Raw genomic sequence first — 14,336 nt, 5'->3', positions numbered from 1 at the left:
CTCCTCGGAACAGGGGGACCGGCCCCCGGCGACTGGGCGTGCGGCGCGCACCGGCAAGCGTCCCCGTCCGGCCGGGCGGCGGCAAGTGAACCATGGTGGTGGCCGAAGGTTGACTTCGATTTCTGACCATTGTTGGCGATGATGGAAAAGGGGGGTACACGGGAGAGGAAACGACGAGTGTCCACATGCCTGACCCTCCTGCCCGCCGTCGACGTGCGCGGCGGCCGGGCCGTCCGCCTGGTGCGCGGCGAGTCCGGATCCGAGACCTGGTACGGCGACCCGCTCGACGCGGCGCTGGCCTGGCAGGACGCGGGCGCCGACTGGGTGCACCTGGTGGACCTCGACGCCGCCTTCGGCACCGGCTCCAACCGGGCCCGCCTCGCCGAGGTCGTCGGCGCCCTGGACATCCCGGTCGAGCTGTGCGGCGGCGTGCGCGACGACGCGGGCCTGGCCGCCGCGCTGGCGACCGGCTGCGGCCGGGTGGTGCTCGGCACGGGCGCGCTGGAACGTCCGGCGTGGGTGGCCGAGGTCATCGCCCGGCACGGCGACCGGGTCGCCGTCGAGCTCGACGTCTGGGGCACCACCGTACGCAGCCACGGCTGGACCCGCGACGCCGGCGAGCTGTACGAGACCCTGGCCCGCCTGGACGCCGCCGGCTGCGCCCGGTACGTCGTCACCGACATCGCCAGGGACGGCACGCTCGGCGGCCCCAACCTCGACCTGCTGCGCAAGGTGTGCGCCGCCACCGGCAGCCCCGTCGTGGCCTCCGGCGGCATCTCCTGCCTGGACGACCTGCGCGCCATCTCCTCCCTGACCTCGCTGGGCGTCGAGGGCGCGGTGGTCGGCAAGGCGCTGTACGCCGGCAGGTTCACCCTGCGCCAGGCCCTGGACGCGGTACGCAAGCCGGAGCCCTAACCCGGCCGCATGGCCAGCGCGCGCAGGGCCAGCTCGACCATGCCGGAGCCGGGGGAATCGGCGGCCAGGCGGCGCAGGGCGTCGCCGTCCAGCCAGCGGGACTCCTCGAACTTGTCCTGTTCGATCCGGGGCCGGGTCAGGTCGCCCTCGACCGTGGCCAGCACGTCGATCTCGCGCCGGAGGCCGCCGTCGCCGCCGGTCCAGTCGAAGACGTCCACCAGGCCGCCCACCCGCAGCAGCCGCCAGCCGGTCTCCTCCTCGATCTCCCTGGCCAGCGCCGCGCACAACGTCTCGTCCTGCTCGACGTGCCCGCCGACGATGTCCCAGCAGCCGGGGAAGAGCCGCACGTGGGCCGCCCGCCGCTGCAGGAACACCTCGCCGCCCGGGTTGACCAGCACCGCGCCCACCACGCAGCGCACGCCCGCCGCGGACGCCTCCCGCTGGATCGGCTCGAACTCCGGCGGATGGGGTGCGCAGGTCATGCGGTCTCCTGGTGGGCGTAGTAGGTGGCGTAGAGCGCGGCGAACGGGCCGTCGCGGCGCAGCAGCTCGTCGAACCGGCCCTGCTCGGCGATCCTCCCGCCGTGCAGCACCAGAACGCGGTCGGCGCGCCGGATGGTGGACAGCCGGTGGGCGATCACCAGGACCGTGCGGTCGGCGCACAGGCGCGACAGGGCGTCCTGGATGCCGCGTTCGGTCAGCGGGTCGACGCTGGCGGTCGGCTCGTCCAGCAGCAGGATGTCCGGTTCGCGGACGAACATGCGGGCCAGGGCGATGAGCTGCCGCTGCCCGACCGACACGCCCTGACCGCCCGCGGCCAGGCGGTCGTCCAGGGACATCGGCATGCTGCGGTCCCACACGCGGTGGCCGATCCGCTCGATGGCCCGTACGACGTCGTCGCGGCCGGCGCCGGGGCGGCCGTAGGCGATGTTCTCGGCGAGCGTGCCGGCGAAGATGAACGGGTGCTGCGGGACGACCCCCACCCGCCGCCGGTAGGCCCGCAGGTCGAGGCCGCGGATGTCCCGGCCGTCGACCAGCAGCTCGCCGCCCTGGAAGTCGTAGGCACGGGCGATCAGCTTGGCCAGCGTGGACTTGCCGCCGCCGGTGTGCCCGACGACCGCCACCGTCTCGCGGGCCGCGACGCGCACGTCGAAGTCGCGGAACACGGTGGCGCCGGAGCCGTACCGGAAGTGCAGGCCGCGGGCCTCGATCGCGCCGGTCAGCCCGGTCACCGGCGCGTTCCCGCTCTGGACGACGGCATGATCGCTGTCGATCAGCGCGAACACCCGCTCGGCGGCGGCCAGCCCCTGCTGGAACAGGCTCCAGAACGAGGCGGCCTGGGTGACCGGCTGCCAGAGCATGCCGAGCGCCTGGAGGGCGAAGTACCACTCGCCCGCCGAAAGCCTGCCGAACACCGCGAACCGCCCGCCCTGGTACAGCACGACCGCCGTGGCCAGCCCGGCCAGCAACGTCAGGACCGGCAGGATGACCGCGTAGATGAGGCCCTGCCGGACGTAGACGCGGTACGACAGCCGGTTGACGTCGTCGAAGTCGCCATGGACGGCCTGCTCGCGGCCGAAGCTCTTGGCGACCGCGATGCCGAGCATGGTCTCGTGCACGTTGGCGTTGACCTTGGCCATCACCCGCCGCGTGGCCGCCGCCGCCGTACGGGCCACCCGGCGGAAGGCCAGGGCCGTGCCCAGCAGGAACGGTAGCGCGGCCACGATGACCAGGCCGAGGCCGGGGTCGATCCAGAACACCACGCCGCCGAGCAGCACCACCAGGAAGAGCTGGCTGATCAGGTTCAGGGTGAGGGTGAGCACCGAGCCGAAGCCCTCGGTGTCGCCGGTGACCCGGCTGAGCACCTTGCCGACCGAGTTCTCGTCGTAGAAGGCGACGTCCTTGGCGAGCGCGGCGTCGGCGGCCTCGCACTGCAACCGGTACACCATGCCGCCGACCAGCCGGGCGGTGATCGCCTGGCGGGCCCAGTTCATCGCCCAGGCCAGCACCGCCGCCGCGACCACGAACAGGCACAGCAGCAGGCCGGGGCCGCTGCCGCCGCCGGCCTGGTCGATCAGGCGGGAGACGACCACCGGCACCGAGGCGGTCAGCAGCACCGAGCCCGCGACGAGCAGGGCCGAGCCGATCATGCCGGCGCGGTGGGCGCGCAGCTGGCGCAGGATGCGGGCCAGCAGGCGGCGGTTGCCGTACACGCGGTCGTAGGCGTCGGCGTGCAGGCCGGCGAACAGGTCGCTCACGGCCGCCGCCGATCCTGGGCGTCATCCACTGTAGATCTCCCGGTAGAGCGCGCAGCGCGCCATCAGTTCGTCGTGCGAGCCCTGGTCGACGACCTGGCCGCCGTCCAGCAGCAGGATGACGTCGGCGCGGCGGATCTGGCCGGGGCGGTGCGAGACCAGCACCGTCGTGCGGCCCGCCGTCGCACGTTCGACGGCCTCGGTGATGGCCGATTCGGTACGGGCGTCCACCGCGCTGGTCGCGTCGTCGAGGGTGAGGATGCGCGGGTCGGTCAGCAGGGCCCTGGCGATGGCCAGCCGTTGCCGCTGCCCGCCGGACAACGTCGTGCCGCCCTCGTTGAGCACGGTGTCGTAGCCGTCGGCCATTCCCTGGACGAACTCGTCCGCGCACGCCTGCTTGGCGACGCGCAGGACGTCCTCGTACCCGGCGGCGTGCGGCGCGCCGAAGGCGACGTTGTCCAGCACGCTCTTGGAGAACAGGAAGATCTCCTGGTCCACGTGGCCGATCTGGCGGCGCAGCGCGCCCGGCTCCCACTCGCGCACGTCACGCCCGTCGATCAGCACGCGGCCCTCGGTGGCGTCGTACATGCGGTTGACCAGTTTGATCAGCATGCTCTTGCCGCTGCCGGTGGGGCCGACGACGGCCAGGGTGCGGCCGGCGGGCAGGTGGAAGGAGACCTCGCGCAGGATGTCCCTGCCCTCGTGGCGGAGCGAGACCCGGTCGAAGGTGATCGAGCCCTCGACATCCGCCGTCGTGCCGCGTGTGTCCTCGCGCTCGCCGGGGGCGCCGTCGATGATCTCCCGCATGCGCGCGGCGGCGGCGAAGCCCTCCTGGATCACCGGCACGGCCTGCTCGGACATGGTGACGGGCTGCGCGAACAGCAGCAGCCAGCCGAGGTAGGTCACCACCTGGGACAGCGCCAGCTCCCCCTGCGAGTAGAGGTAGAGGGAGTGCAGGGAGCCGGTCACCATGGCCAGCGCGAAGCTCAGCGCGGGCAGGTAGACCGCCTGCGCCCGGCCGCGCCGGACGAAGGCGTCCCGGTAGGCGGCGGCGGCCGACCGCAGGGCGCGCCGCTCGAAGTCCTCCTGCGTGGCGGCCTTGACGGTGGCGATGCCCGACAGCGTGGTGGAGAAGCGTTCGTTGAGGTCGGCGAAGGTCTCGCGGGTGCGCATGACCAGCGGGTAGAGCCGGCGCAGGTGGTAGCGCAGCGCGTAGGCGAACACCAGCACCAGCACGCCGGGGGCCAGCAGCAGCCGCGGGTCCAGCGAGGCGATGAACAGGATCGGCACCAGCAGGGCCAGGACGCCGTTGGCGGCGGTGGCCGCCCCCGGGCTGAGCATGTAGTCGACGAGCCTGGCGTCGTTGATCGCGCGGGCCAGGATGTCGCCGATGCGCTGCTGGTCGTGGAAGGCCATGCGCTTGGTCAGCAGGCTGCGGTACAGCTCGTCGCGTACGTCCCGTTTGACGCGCTGGGCGACGACCTCCATCGAGCCGTTCGACAGCAGGTCGGCGACGAACCGGCCGGCCGCCAGCAGCGCGGCCGTCAGCGCCGCCACCCCGACCGCGCCGAGGTCGTGCCGGGGGCCGGTGGCCTCGGCGAACGCCGTGCCGATCTGGACGGGCACGAGCGTGGAGCACAGGCTCGCCGCCACGGCCGCCAGGGTGAACAGCAGCAGCGAGAGCCGGTGCCGGCCCAGATGACCGGCCACCCACCGGCCCACCCCCCGTGACGCGACCGGCCGCCCCTCGCGCGTGCCTGGGCCGGTCCGCCGGTCGGCCTGATCGTGCGACGCGACCGGCCGCCCGCCCGCGGCCGGTCGCGCCCGTTCAGTCATGCCTCCCCCTCCTCGTCAACGGCCCCCGCCTAGGCCGAGGCCCGGACGGAGCCGGTCAGCAGGCCGAAGCCGTTCGTCGCGGCCGTGTTCAGCTCCGCCATCACCCGGTCGCACAGGGCGGAGGCGGCCAGCGCGTCGGAGACCGACGGCACGCCCTTGACCGCGGGACGTGCGCCCGTGCGGGCCTCGGCCGACCGCTGCGCGCAGACGTCCACGAACGCCTGGAGCTCGGGCCCGAAACCGCTGCGCGCCCACCCGTGGTCCAGGTTGCGGGTGCTGTGCAGCTCCTGGCCGTACGGCACGCCGTCGGACAGTTCGAGCGTCACCCGCTCCAGCGACGGCGCGCTGTACCGGCTGCCGTCCATACCCTGCACGGTGACGCCCACCATGAACCGCTTGACGTGGTTGCCCATGCGCAGCGTGGACAGCGAGCCGTCGTGGTGCCGCAGGAACAGGTTGACCTGGAACCGGTCGGCGTCACTGGCGATGGCGTGCGCGTCCACCTGGACGACCGGCGACGGCACGAACCAGCGGGCCAGGTCGAGGGCGTGCACCCCGTTGTGCCGGATCCACGCCTCCAGGGTGGTGTCCACCCCCCACTGCGGCGCGGACGGGTGGCGGCTGTAGAAGTCGATGGTCACCGAGCACGGCGTGGCCCGGATCTCCTCGCTCAACTCGTGCAGCCGTTGCAGCGTCTCGGCGTAGCGGAAGTTGAAGCCCACCTGGACGTGCCGCCCGGTGCGCCGCACCACGTGCTCCAGGTCCTGGAGCGAGGGCGTGGACGGCCCGGCCGGCTTCTCGACGAAACAGTCGACCCCGCGCTCGGCGAGCTGCCGGACCAGCAGGTACGACGGCTCCGGCGGGACGGCCAGCACGGCGGCGTCCACCATCTCCAGGTCGAGCTCGTCCACCGACGAGACGCAGGTCGCGCCGCCGGCCAGCGACTGCACGTCGGCGGCCAGCGACAGGTCGGGGTCGACGCAGGCCACGACCTGGTGGCCGCGGATGCGTTGCAGGAACGGGAAGAGGTTCTGCTGCATCTGGCGGCCGCAGCCGACCAGGGCGAGCCGGAGGAGGTCAGCCACGGCCGGCCTCCGCGGGCGCGCTCCACGCCTCGAACGCCTGCCGCGCCCGGTCGCGCAGGTCGTCCCAGTCGAGGTCGCGGTGGGCCAGGCACACGAAGGACGGGTGCCCTTCGAGCAGCAGGATGCCGACCCCGGCGAGCTCGGCCAGCAGCGACTCGCGCCGCTCCTTGTCGCCCAGCAGCCCCACGTCGTGGTAGACCAGCTCGAACATGCCGCCGCCGAGCACCGGACGGGCGCCGACCAGGGCCTCGACCCCGGCGTCCGCGGCGCCCGCGGTGAAGGCGGCGGCCACCTGCGTGCCGATCCGCCCGATCTCCGTCCAGCCGTCGGGCGAGTCTCCGACGGGCTTCTCCAGGACGTCGCGGGTGGCCAGCGCGGCGTAGACGGCGATCATCTCCTTGGAGAAGGTGCCGCTCAGCCGGGCCTTCTCGGCCAGCGCGAGCAGGTCCGCGTCACCGGCCAGGATGCTCAGCGGGGCGCCGTTGGCCAGCGCCTTGCCGATCACGATCAGGTCGGAGCCGAGGGCGTTGTCGTGGTCGTAGCCGAGTGCCGAGATCCGGCCGCCGGTCTTGGTCTCGTCGAAGACGGTGAGCAGCCCGGCCTCGCGGCACATGGCGACGGCCTGGCGCAGCACGTCGGCCGTGGTGAAGGAGGCCAGGTACGCGTCGAAGACGAAGCAGCCCAGCCGGCCGCGGTGCCGTTCCAGCAGCTCGGCCAGGGATTCGAGGCGCAGGTCCACCCAGTTGGCCACCGGCTCGGAGTCGCCGACGCCGCGCATGGCGTCGGTGTAGCGGAGCTTGTCCCGCAGCGGCGAGTGCAGCGGCTCGTGCCACTTGAGCGAGTCGGCGATCTGGGCGTCGTGCCAACCGACATAGCCGCTGCGGATGACGCCGAGCCTGCCGGTGCGCATCGCGGCCAGCCGGAAGGCGGCGGTGACGGCCTCGGAGGCGGTCTTGAAGAACGCGCCGCGGTCGCCGGGCCGCTCGCCGAGCAGCCTGTTCAGGTATTCCTGGTGGAACGTGGTGTAGCCCGGCAGCATGACGCCGTTGCCGAGATAACCGCAGAGAATTTCGTTGAACTGGGCGTCCGCGTGGCCGATTATCACTGGCCCATAACCCATGACGAAATCGATGTACGGTACGCCGTTCGCGTCGGACACCTCGCCCCGCCGCCCCCGCGAGAACAAGAGCTGCTGCCCCGCCGACCTGAACTTTCGCGTGATCTTCGAGTGAGCTATGCGCTCATATTCCGACAACGATCCTCCCCCCATTGGGATTTGAATTAAGATCGGAATTCTCAATTTCAGAAGACAGTACCGTCCGGTCGCCGGGACCCGTCAAGTACTCTTTCTTCCAGGACCCCGGGCACGGTCGGACGACATATCAAGACCGCGAGACGGACGTCAAGTGCTCCTTTTTCCAGGGTCACGCCGCCTTGACAATCAGGTGCCCGCAATATCAAGTTGTGTGGGCCATTGTCGGCGGATGGAGGCCACGTGGATAACGGAACCGAACCGGGAAGTCCGGCCGGCCGCGGAGAGCCGGATATCGTCGGGCGCAGTAAGCGTCTGTGGCTGCTGCCGGAGGGGCGCTGCCTGGTGCAGATAATCCCCAGCCTGCGCAGTTTCACGTACCACCGCGATGAAATCGTCGAACGCACCGGGCCGCTCCGGCTCGATTTCTACGAAAGGGCGGCGGCCCGGCTGGCCGACGCCGGGGTGCCGTGCGCGTTCCGGGAACGGGTCTCGGCCGACTCGTACGTGGCCGACTACTGCCCGGCGCCGCCGTTCGAGGTGATCGTGAAGAACCGGGCCACGGGATCGACCACCCGCAAATACCCCGGCCTGTTCGAGGACGGCGCCCCGCTGCCGCGCCCGGTCGTGAAGTTCGACTACCGGACCGACCCCGAGGACCAGCCGATCGGCGAGGACTACCTGCGGGCGCTCGACCTGCCGGTGGAGGAGATGCGCGAGCTGTCCCTCGCCGTCAACGACGTGCTGCGGTCCTGGCTGCGCCCGCTGGAGGTGTGGGACTTCTGCCTCATCTTCGGTCAGACCGCCGACGGCGGCCTGACCGTCATCTCCGAGATCTCCCAGGACTGCATGCGCCTGCGCCACCAGGACGGCTCCCCGCTGGACAAGGACCTGTTCCGGGACGGCGTGGCCGGCGAGGAGATCGTGAACCAGTGGAGCCGCGTCCTCGATGTCATCACATGAGACCCCGGCCGCGCTGGTCACCGGCAGCAACCGGGGCAGCGGGCTGGCCATCGCCGAGGAGTTGCGCGAGCGCGGCTACCGCGTCTTCTCCCTGAACCGCTCGCTCGCCGGCGAGGACTGGCTCGGCGAGCACAAGTGCGACCTGTCGGACCCCGCGCAGATCGCGGAGGCGACCGCCCAGGTGCTCGGCGCGGCGGGCCGGCTCGACGTCTGCGTGTCCAACGCGGTGGACCGGGTGCTCGACCCGATCGCCGACCTGCGCGGGGAGGACTGGGAGCGGCTGGTCGCGATCAACCTGAGCGCCTGCTTCCACCTGCTCAAGGCCGTCCTGCCGGCGTTGCGGGCCGCCCGCGGGATGTTCGTCGCCATGGGCAGCCACGCCGGGACCCGGTACTTCGAGGGCGGGGCCGCCTACAGTGCCACCAAGGCCGGGCTGAAGGCGCTGGTCGAGACGCTGTTGCTGGAGGAGCGGCGCAACGGGGTGCGGGCCTGCCTGGTCTCGCCGGGCGCCATCGCCAACCTCGACGGCGACGGGTCGCCGCACAAGATGAGCACCCGGTCGGTGGCCCGCTGCGTGGGCACCATCGTCGGCTCCTGGCCGGACGACCTCGTGGTGGGCGAGATCGAGGTGCGGCCGTCCAGCCTGCCCGAGCCGCCCGTCGTCGGCATCGACCGGCTGCTGCACGTGTGACCCCGCGCCCCCCTCGTCGCCGCCGTGCTCGCAAGGAGGAACCATGATCTCGCTCGCCCTGCCGAAGGGGTCGCTGGAGCGGCGGGCCCTGGAGCTCTTCGCGACCGCGGGGCTCCCCGTACGGCGGCGCTCCGAACGCTCCTACCGCGGCACGGTGGACCACTCCGGCGTGTCGCACGTGGCCTTCTACAAGCCGCGCGAGATCCCCCTGGTCGTCGGGGACGGCACCTTCGACCTCGGGCTGACCGGCGCCGACTGGGTGGAGGAGAGCGGGGCCGAGGTCGAGGTGGTGGAGTCGTTCGACTACTCCAGGAACACCGAGCGGCCGTGGCGGCTGGTGCTCGCGGTGCCGTCCGGCCACCCCGCCCGCAGCGCGGCCGACCTGGACGACGGGGTCAGGGTGGCCACCGAGTACCCGAACATCGGCCGCCGCTTCTTCCGTGAGGCGGGACGGCGGGCCGAGGTGGTCGTGTCCTACGGCGCGACCGAGGCCAAGATCCCCGAGCTGGCCGACGCCTTGATGGACGTCGTGGAGACCGGCCACTCGCTCCGCCAGAACGACCTGCGCGTCATCGAGACCGTCCGGACCTGCGGCGCGCAGCTCGTCGCCAACCCGGCCGCCTACGCCGACCCGGCCAGGCGCGACGTGATCAGGAACGTCGCCCTGCTGCTGCGCGCCGCCTGGGTGGGCCCGGCCCACGTGCTGCTGACGGTCCGCGCCCCCGCCGACCGGCTGGCCGAGGTGGTGCCCGCGATGCCGGGCCGGTCCTGGCGCTCGGGCCCCGACCTGGCCGACGGCGCCATGGTCGTCGTCCAGGGCGTCCTGCCCAGGCGGGACGTGCCCGAGACGATCGACGCGCTGCTGTCGGCCGGGGCCGTCGACGTCACCGAGTCGGCCATCGGCATCCTCGCCACGGGAGAAGCGGGTTGATCGAGGCCGCCGGCATGGCGAAGATCGGACGTGGGAACCCTGGCCCGCGGAACGCAGTGCGAAGGAGACTCATGGACCCCCGGTCGGCGGCGAAGATCACGGAGGCGTCCCCGCCACGCTCCCCCTGGCTGACGATCCTCGTCGTCTACGTCGGCGGGGTCGTCGCCGCGATGAGCCTCGGCAAGTTCTCCTCGGTCGGACCGGCGGTGGCCGCCCAGCTCGGGCTGTCGCTGTCGGAGCTGGGCTGGGTGATCTCGGCGGTGGTCGGCGTCGGGGCCGCGGTCGGCCTGCCGGCGGGCTACCTCGTCCGCCGCTTCGGCACCGGGCGGTCGCTGGTCACCGGGCTGGCCCTGATCGCGGCGGCGGGCGCGGCGAGCATGGCCGCCGACGACTTCGCCTGGCTGCTCATCGCCCGCGGCGTCGAGGGCGTCGGCTACGTCCTGGTCACCATCTCCTGCCCGGCGCTGATCCTGCGCCTGGCCCAGGAGCGCGACCGGGGCACCGCCCTGTCGGTGTGGGCGACGTTCGTCCCGGTCGGGCTGGGGGCCAGCACGCTGGCCGGCGGCGCGGCCGGCGACGCGCTGGGGTGGCGCGGCTGGACCGGGCTGATCGCCGGGCTGACGCTGCTGACCGCGGTGGTGACGTGGGCGCGGCTGCCGCGCGGCGGCGCGGCGCAGGCCGCCGGGCCGGTCCCCCGGGCGCGGGCGCTGGCCTGGCCGGGCGTGCTCGCCGCGGCCTTCTGCCTGACCGCGCTGGTGACCATCCCGGTGATCGTGCTCCTGCCCACCCTGCTCATCGAGCAGTACGGCCGCTCGGCCGCCGCCGCGGGCGCGCTGACCTCGGTGATCTCGCTGCTCGGCGTGGCCGGCGGGCTGGCGGTGGGCGTCCTGCTGCGCAGGGGCGTACGGGTCGGTGTGCTGGCCCTGTCGGGGTTCCTCGTCGTGCCGGCCGCCTGGATCCTGTACTCCGGCGGCTCCGCCGCGGGCGCGCTCACCGGCGCCGGCGTCATCTCCATGGAGAACGGCTTCCTGGGCGCCCTCGTCTTCGCCGCGCTCCCCCTGATCCTGGAACGCCTCGACCACGCCGACGTCGGCAACGGCGTCATCGCCCAGGCCGGCAGCCTCGGCTCCCTGCTCGGCCCCCCGCTGTTCGGCCTGGTGGCGAGCGATTTCGGCTACCCGGCACTGATCCCCGTCATCGCCGTCGGCATCGTCGCCGCCGTCGGCGCCCTGCTGCTGATCGGCCGGCGGGCGGCAGGGCCGCTCCCGGCCGCGGACTGAGCCGGCCGCCGGAGCCGGCGAAGGGCCGGGCAGCCCATCGCGGAGTACGCAGGAAGGTGCGACCATGCGCGGAGACGACCCGCTCGACGACACCGAACAGGCCCTGCTGCCCCTCCCGGCCCGGGGCCTGGCGGTCGCGCTGCTGCTGATCGCCGTGGCCGGCGTGTCGCTCCTGCTCGTGTTCGGGCCGGGCGCGCAGGAACCGGGGCATCCGGCGGCGCCGGCCGCGCACGCCGGAGTGCCGCCCGCCCAGTCGATCCTGCGCCTGTTCCTCGCGGTGGCGGTCATCGGCGGGCTGGCCTCGCTGGGCGGCGTCCTGGCGCGCCGGGCGGGCCAGCCGTCCGTGGTGGGGCAGATGGTGGCGGGGCTGCTGCTCGGGCCGTCGGCGCTGGGCTCGCTGGCGCCGGGGGTGTCCGCGCTGATCCTGCCCGGCTGGGTGGCGCCGCAGCTCGAACTGCTGGCCCAGACCGGGCTGGCGATCTTCATGTTCACGGTGGGACGGGAGTTCGACCCGGCCGCCCTCGGCCGGCAGCGCACGGTCGTGGGCGTCGCCGCGCTGGCCATGATGGCCGTGCCCTTCGCCTTGGGGACCGTCGCGGCGCTCCCGTTCGCCGACGCGCTGGCCGGGCCGTCGGCGTCGGGCACGGCGTTCGTGCTGTTCGTCGGGACCGCGCTCAGCGTCACCGCGTTCCCCGTGCTGGCCAGGATCCTCCAGGAGGCCGGGCTGACCGTCACCCGGCTGGGCTCGCTGGCGATCCTCTGCGCGGGGCTGGCCGACGTGCTCGCCTGGTGCGCGCTGGCCGCGGTGATCGCCCTGGCCCACGCCGGCTCCCCGGCGGGCGTGCTGACCTCGCTGGCGCTGGCCGCCGCCCTGGTGCTCGCCGTGACCCTCGTCGTACGTCCCGCGCTCGCCGCCCTGGCGGCCCGGCACGCCGACCGGCGGCTGCCCGCCCCCGCCGCGCTCGCGCTCGTCCTGGGCCTGATCTTCGCCCTGGCCGCGGCGACCGACGCCATCGGCGTGCACGCGATCTTCGGGGCGCTGCTGGCGGGGGTCGCCTTCCCCCGGGAGGCGCCCGTGCTCGGCGCGGTGCCCGAACGCCTCGGCTCGCTCAACCGCGCGATGCTGCTGCCGGTGTTCTTCGCCTCGATCGGGCTGCGCACCGACGTGCACCTGGCCTTCGGCCACCCGGCGGTGCTGCTGGGCGGGGCGGTGCTGCTGGTGGCCGCCGTCCTCGGCAAGCTGGGGGCGGCCGGGGTGATCGCCTGGGCGGGCGGCATGCCGGGACGGCTCGCGCTCGGGCTCGGCGTGCTGATGAACGCCCGCGGCGTCACCGAGATCGTCGTGCTGAGCACCGGGCTCGGCATGGGGCTGATCGCGCCCGGCACGTTCACGGTGCTCGTGCTGATGGCCCTGGTCACCACCATGATGACGGCGCCGGCCCTGCGCCGGCTCGGCCTCTACGCCCCGGCCAGGGCCGAGCCGCGGACGCCGCAACCGGCCTGAACCGGCCACCGTGTCGGGCAGCGGCGGCTACCCGGCCCTCCGAACTGCGGTGAGCACCAGGACGTCGTAGTGGACGGTGAAGGCGCCGCCGACCGCGTCGATCGCGGCCCCGACGCCCTCCAGCAGTTCGCGGCGCCGCTCCGGCGGCAACCCGGTGGCCGGGCCGTGCGTGGGCACCTGCTCCAGCCACTCGTCCCGGGTGTAGACGCGCTCCCATGCGTACTGCCGGCGCTCGGGCTCGCCGAACGCGTCCGCCGCGCGCACGCCGTCGGTGATCTTGTCGAGCAGCGACGAGTACAGGTCCACCGCCGGACCGGCCTGGCCGAGCGCCGGCAGGTCGGGCAGGATGCGGCGGTAGACCTCGGCGAAGGCGTCGCGCAGGACGTCCGGGGGCTGGAAGACGTTCCAGAACAGCGCCAGCACGCCGCCGGGCCGCAGCACCCGGGCCGCCTTGTCCGCGCCCGCGACCGGGTCGATCCAGTGCCAGGTCTGGCCGGCGACGACCGCGTCGAACGTGCGCCCGGCCGGGTCCCAGGACTCGAAGGCGGACACCTCCACCTCGATGCCGTCGCGCCGGGCCAGCTCGGCCATGCGGGCGTCGACGTCCACGCCGGACACCCTGCAGCCGGCCGCCTGGAACTGGCGGGCCGCGATGCCGGTGCCGATGCCGACGTCGAGGACGTCCGGGCCGGGGGCGGCGGCGGCGATCCCGGCGATCATCTCCTCGGGGTAGCGGGGGCGGGTGCGGTCGTAGCGGTCGGCGTCCGCGCCGAAGGACTCGGCCATCCCCCGGTGGCGGTGCGGCTCGTTCTCGGAGCTGTTAGTGGGCATGCGCCCACTCTAGTGGGCATGTGCCCACTCGTCTACGCTGAACGGGATTCGTGAACGAAGGAGACCGGCCCGGTGCCCACAGGCGTAGCCCTCCGCGACGTCCGCGAGCAGCTCTTCGACGCCGCCGAGCGCGTCCTGCTCCGAGACGGCCCCAACGCTCTGACCAGCCGGGCGGTCACCACCGAGGCGGGCTGCGCCAAGGGCGTGCTCCACCGCCACTTCGCCGACTTCGACGCCTTCCTCGCCGACCTGGTGACCGACCGCATCCGCCGCGTCGAGGCCCAGTCCGCCGCCCTGCGCGAGAGCGCCGGCACCGGCACCGTCGCCGGGAACCTCACCCTCGCGCTGCTGGAACTGTTCGGGTCGGTCGCCGTGGCCGTCGTCGGCCTCGTCATCTCCCGCGACGGCCTGCGCGCCCGCCTGCGCCAGGCTGGGTCGTCGGGCATCCCGCTCCTGGCCGAGGCCACGACCATGATCGCCGCCTACCTGACCGCCGAGCGCGAGATGGGCCGCATCGCGGTCGACGCCGACGTCGACGCCCTCGCGCTCACCCTGATCGGCAGCGGCCACCTGCTGTTCGCCGGCAGCGAGGGCGACCCGCCCGGCGCCACCGCCGTCGAGTGGATCGTGACCACGGCCATCGCCGACGCGGTACAACGCCGCCCGCTCTGACCCGTCACGGGCAGGGCGTCCTGTGTGGGGAGGTGAGCCACTCGTCCCCGGAAGCCTGGACCCGGGCGGGCGTGGCCCGCTGAAGGATCTTGGGGCTACGATCTCCCACATAGCCCCTTTCG

The 14,336-nt window shown here is 73.4% G+C and carries 13 protein-coding genes; 7 read left to right on the top strand and 6 right to left on the bottom strand.

The window, feature by feature from the left end:
• Nucleotides 1-177 precede the first annotated feature (177 nt).
• The gene (gene priA, locus ACIA8R_RS21070; protein WP_357694718.1) at nt 178-915 is read left to right on the top strand and encodes a bifunctional 1-(5-phosphoribosyl)-5-((5-phosphoribosylamino)methylideneamino)imidazole-4-carboxamide isomerase/phosphoribosylanthranilate isomerase PriA; all 738 of its coding nucleotides are present in this window, start codon (nt 178-180) and stop codon (nt 913-915) included.
• Here priA and ACIA8R_RS21065 read toward each other — a convergent pair.
• The 5 genes from ACIA8R_RS21065 to ACIA8R_RS21045 are packed head-to-tail and all read right to left on the bottom strand — an operon-like array spanning nt 912 to nt 7,360.
• Nucleotides 912-1,397 (bottom strand): NUDIX domain-containing protein, encoded by a 486-nt coding sequence (locus ACIA8R_RS21065; RefSeq protein WP_357694717.1) that lies wholly within the window; start codon nt 1,395-1,397, stop codon nt 912-914. The genes priA and ACIA8R_RS21065 overlap by 4 nt on opposite strands.
• Entirely contained in the window at nt 1,394-3,172 is a 1,779-nt protein-coding gene (locus ACIA8R_RS21060; protein ID WP_397039871.1) for an ABC transporter ATP-binding protein, read from the bottom strand. The genes ACIA8R_RS21065 and ACIA8R_RS21060 overlap by 4 nt, the downstream gene beginning before the upstream one ends.
• A 21-nt stretch (nt 3,173-3,193) precedes the next feature.
• Nucleotides 3,194-5,005 (bottom strand): ABC transporter ATP-binding protein, encoded by a 1,812-nt coding sequence (locus ACIA8R_RS21055; protein ID WP_397039869.1) that lies wholly within the window; start codon nt 5,003-5,005, stop codon nt 3,194-3,196.
• Nucleotides 5,006-5,034: 29 nt separating this feature from the next.
• Nucleotides 5,035-6,090, bottom strand: coding sequence for a Gfo/Idh/MocA family oxidoreductase (locus tag ACIA8R_RS21050; RefSeq protein ID WP_357694711.1), 1,056 nt, complete (start codon nt 6,088-6,090; stop codon nt 5,035-5,037).
• Nucleotides 6,083-7,360 (bottom strand): aminotransferase class III-fold pyridoxal phosphate-dependent enzyme, encoded by a 1,278-nt coding sequence (locus ACIA8R_RS21045; RefSeq protein WP_357694709.1) that lies wholly within the window; start codon nt 7,358-7,360, stop codon nt 6,083-6,085. The genes ACIA8R_RS21050 and ACIA8R_RS21045 overlap by 8 nt, the downstream gene beginning before the upstream one ends.
• A 225-nt stretch (nt 7,361-7,585) precedes the next feature.
• Here ACIA8R_RS21045 and ACIA8R_RS21040 point away from each other — a divergent pair, with 225 nt between their 5' ends.
• The 5 genes from ACIA8R_RS21040 (at nt 7,586) to ACIA8R_RS21020 (ending at nt 12,711) form a co-directional block, all read left to right on the top strand.
• Entirely contained in the window at nt 7,586-8,305 is a 720-nt protein-coding gene (locus ACIA8R_RS21040; RefSeq protein WP_357694707.1) for a phosphoribosylaminoimidazolesuccinocarboxamide synthase, read from the top strand.
• A complete protein-coding gene (locus ACIA8R_RS21035) occupies nt 8,292-8,996 on the top strand; it encodes an SDR family NAD(P)-dependent oxidoreductase (RefSeq protein WP_357694705.1) in 705 nt (234 codons plus the stop codon). The genes ACIA8R_RS21040 and ACIA8R_RS21035 overlap by 14 nt, the downstream gene beginning before the upstream one ends.
• Nucleotides 8,997-9,039: 43 nt before the next feature.
• Entirely contained in the window at nt 9,040-9,927 is an 888-nt protein-coding gene (hisG, locus tag ACIA8R_RS21030) for an ATP phosphoribosyltransferase (protein WP_357694703.1), read from the top strand.
• 71 nt (nt 9,928-9,998) lie between these two features.
• Nucleotides 9,999-11,207, top strand: a complete 1,209-nt coding sequence (locus ACIA8R_RS21025; protein WP_397039866.1) for a CynX/NimT family MFS transporter — start codon at nt 9,999-10,001, stop codon at nt 11,205-11,207.
• Nucleotides 11,208-11,271: 64 nt separating this feature from the next.
• Nucleotides 11,272-12,711, top strand: coding sequence for a cation:proton antiporter (locus ACIA8R_RS21020; RefSeq protein ID WP_364089469.1), 1,440 nt, complete (start codon nt 11,272-11,274; stop codon nt 12,709-12,711).
• Nucleotides 12,712-12,738: 27 nt separating this feature from the next.
• Here ACIA8R_RS21020 and ACIA8R_RS21015 read toward each other — a convergent pair whose 3' ends face one another.
• A complete protein-coding gene (locus ACIA8R_RS21015; protein ID WP_357694697.1) occupies nt 12,739-13,542 on the bottom strand; it encodes a methyltransferase domain-containing protein in 804 nt (267 codons plus the stop codon).
• A gap of 72 nt (nt 13,543-13,614) precedes the next feature.
• Between ACIA8R_RS21015 and ACIA8R_RS21010 the strand changes: the two genes are divergently transcribed.
• Nucleotides 13,615-14,214 (top strand): TetR/AcrR family transcriptional regulator, encoded by a 600-nt coding sequence (locus tag ACIA8R_RS21010; protein WP_397039863.1) that lies wholly within the window; start codon nt 13,615-13,617, stop codon nt 14,212-14,214.
• Nucleotides 14,215-14,336: the final 122 nt, after the last annotated feature.

Source organism: Nonomuraea sp. NPDC051191 (assembly GCF_044455665.1).
Taxonomy (GTDB): domain Bacteria; phylum Actinomycetota; class Actinomycetes; order Streptosporangiales; family Streptosporangiaceae; genus Nonomuraea.
This window is presented reverse-complemented; position numbering and strand designations above follow the sequence as displayed.

Excerpts from the sequence above, each read along its gene's own strand:
- ACIA8R_RS21035 (WP_357694705.1), top strand. The coding sequence starts at position 8,292 with ATGTCATCACATGAGACCCCGGCCGCGCTGGTCACCGGCAGCAACCGG.
- ACIA8R_RS21025 (WP_397039866.1), top strand. The coding sequence starts at position 9,999 with ATGGACCCCCGGTCGGCGGCGAAGATCACGGAGGCGTCCCCGCCACGC.
- ACIA8R_RS21020 (WP_364089469.1), top strand. The coding sequence starts at position 11,272 with ATGCGCGGAGACGACCCGCTCGACGACACCGAACAGGCCCTGCTGCCC.
- ACIA8R_RS21065 (WP_357694717.1), bottom strand. The coding sequence starts at position 1,397 with ATGACCTGCGCACCCCATCCGCCGGAGTTCGAGCCGATCCAGCGGGAG.
- hisG (WP_357694703.1), top strand. The coding sequence starts at position 9,040 with ATGATCTCGCTCGCCCTGCCGAAGGGGTCGCTGGAGCGGCGGGCCCTG.
- ACIA8R_RS21015 (WP_357694697.1), bottom strand. The coding sequence starts at position 13,542 with ATGCCCACTAACAGCTCCGAGAACGAGCCGCACCGCCACCGGGGGATG.
- ACIA8R_RS21045 (WP_357694709.1), bottom strand. The coding sequence starts at position 7,360 with ATGGGGGGAGGATCGTTGTCGGAATATGAGCGCATAGCTCACTCGAAG.
- ACIA8R_RS21055 (WP_397039869.1), bottom strand. The coding sequence starts at position 5,005 with ATGACTGAACGGGCGCGACCGGCCGCGGGCGGGCGGCCGGTCGCGTCG.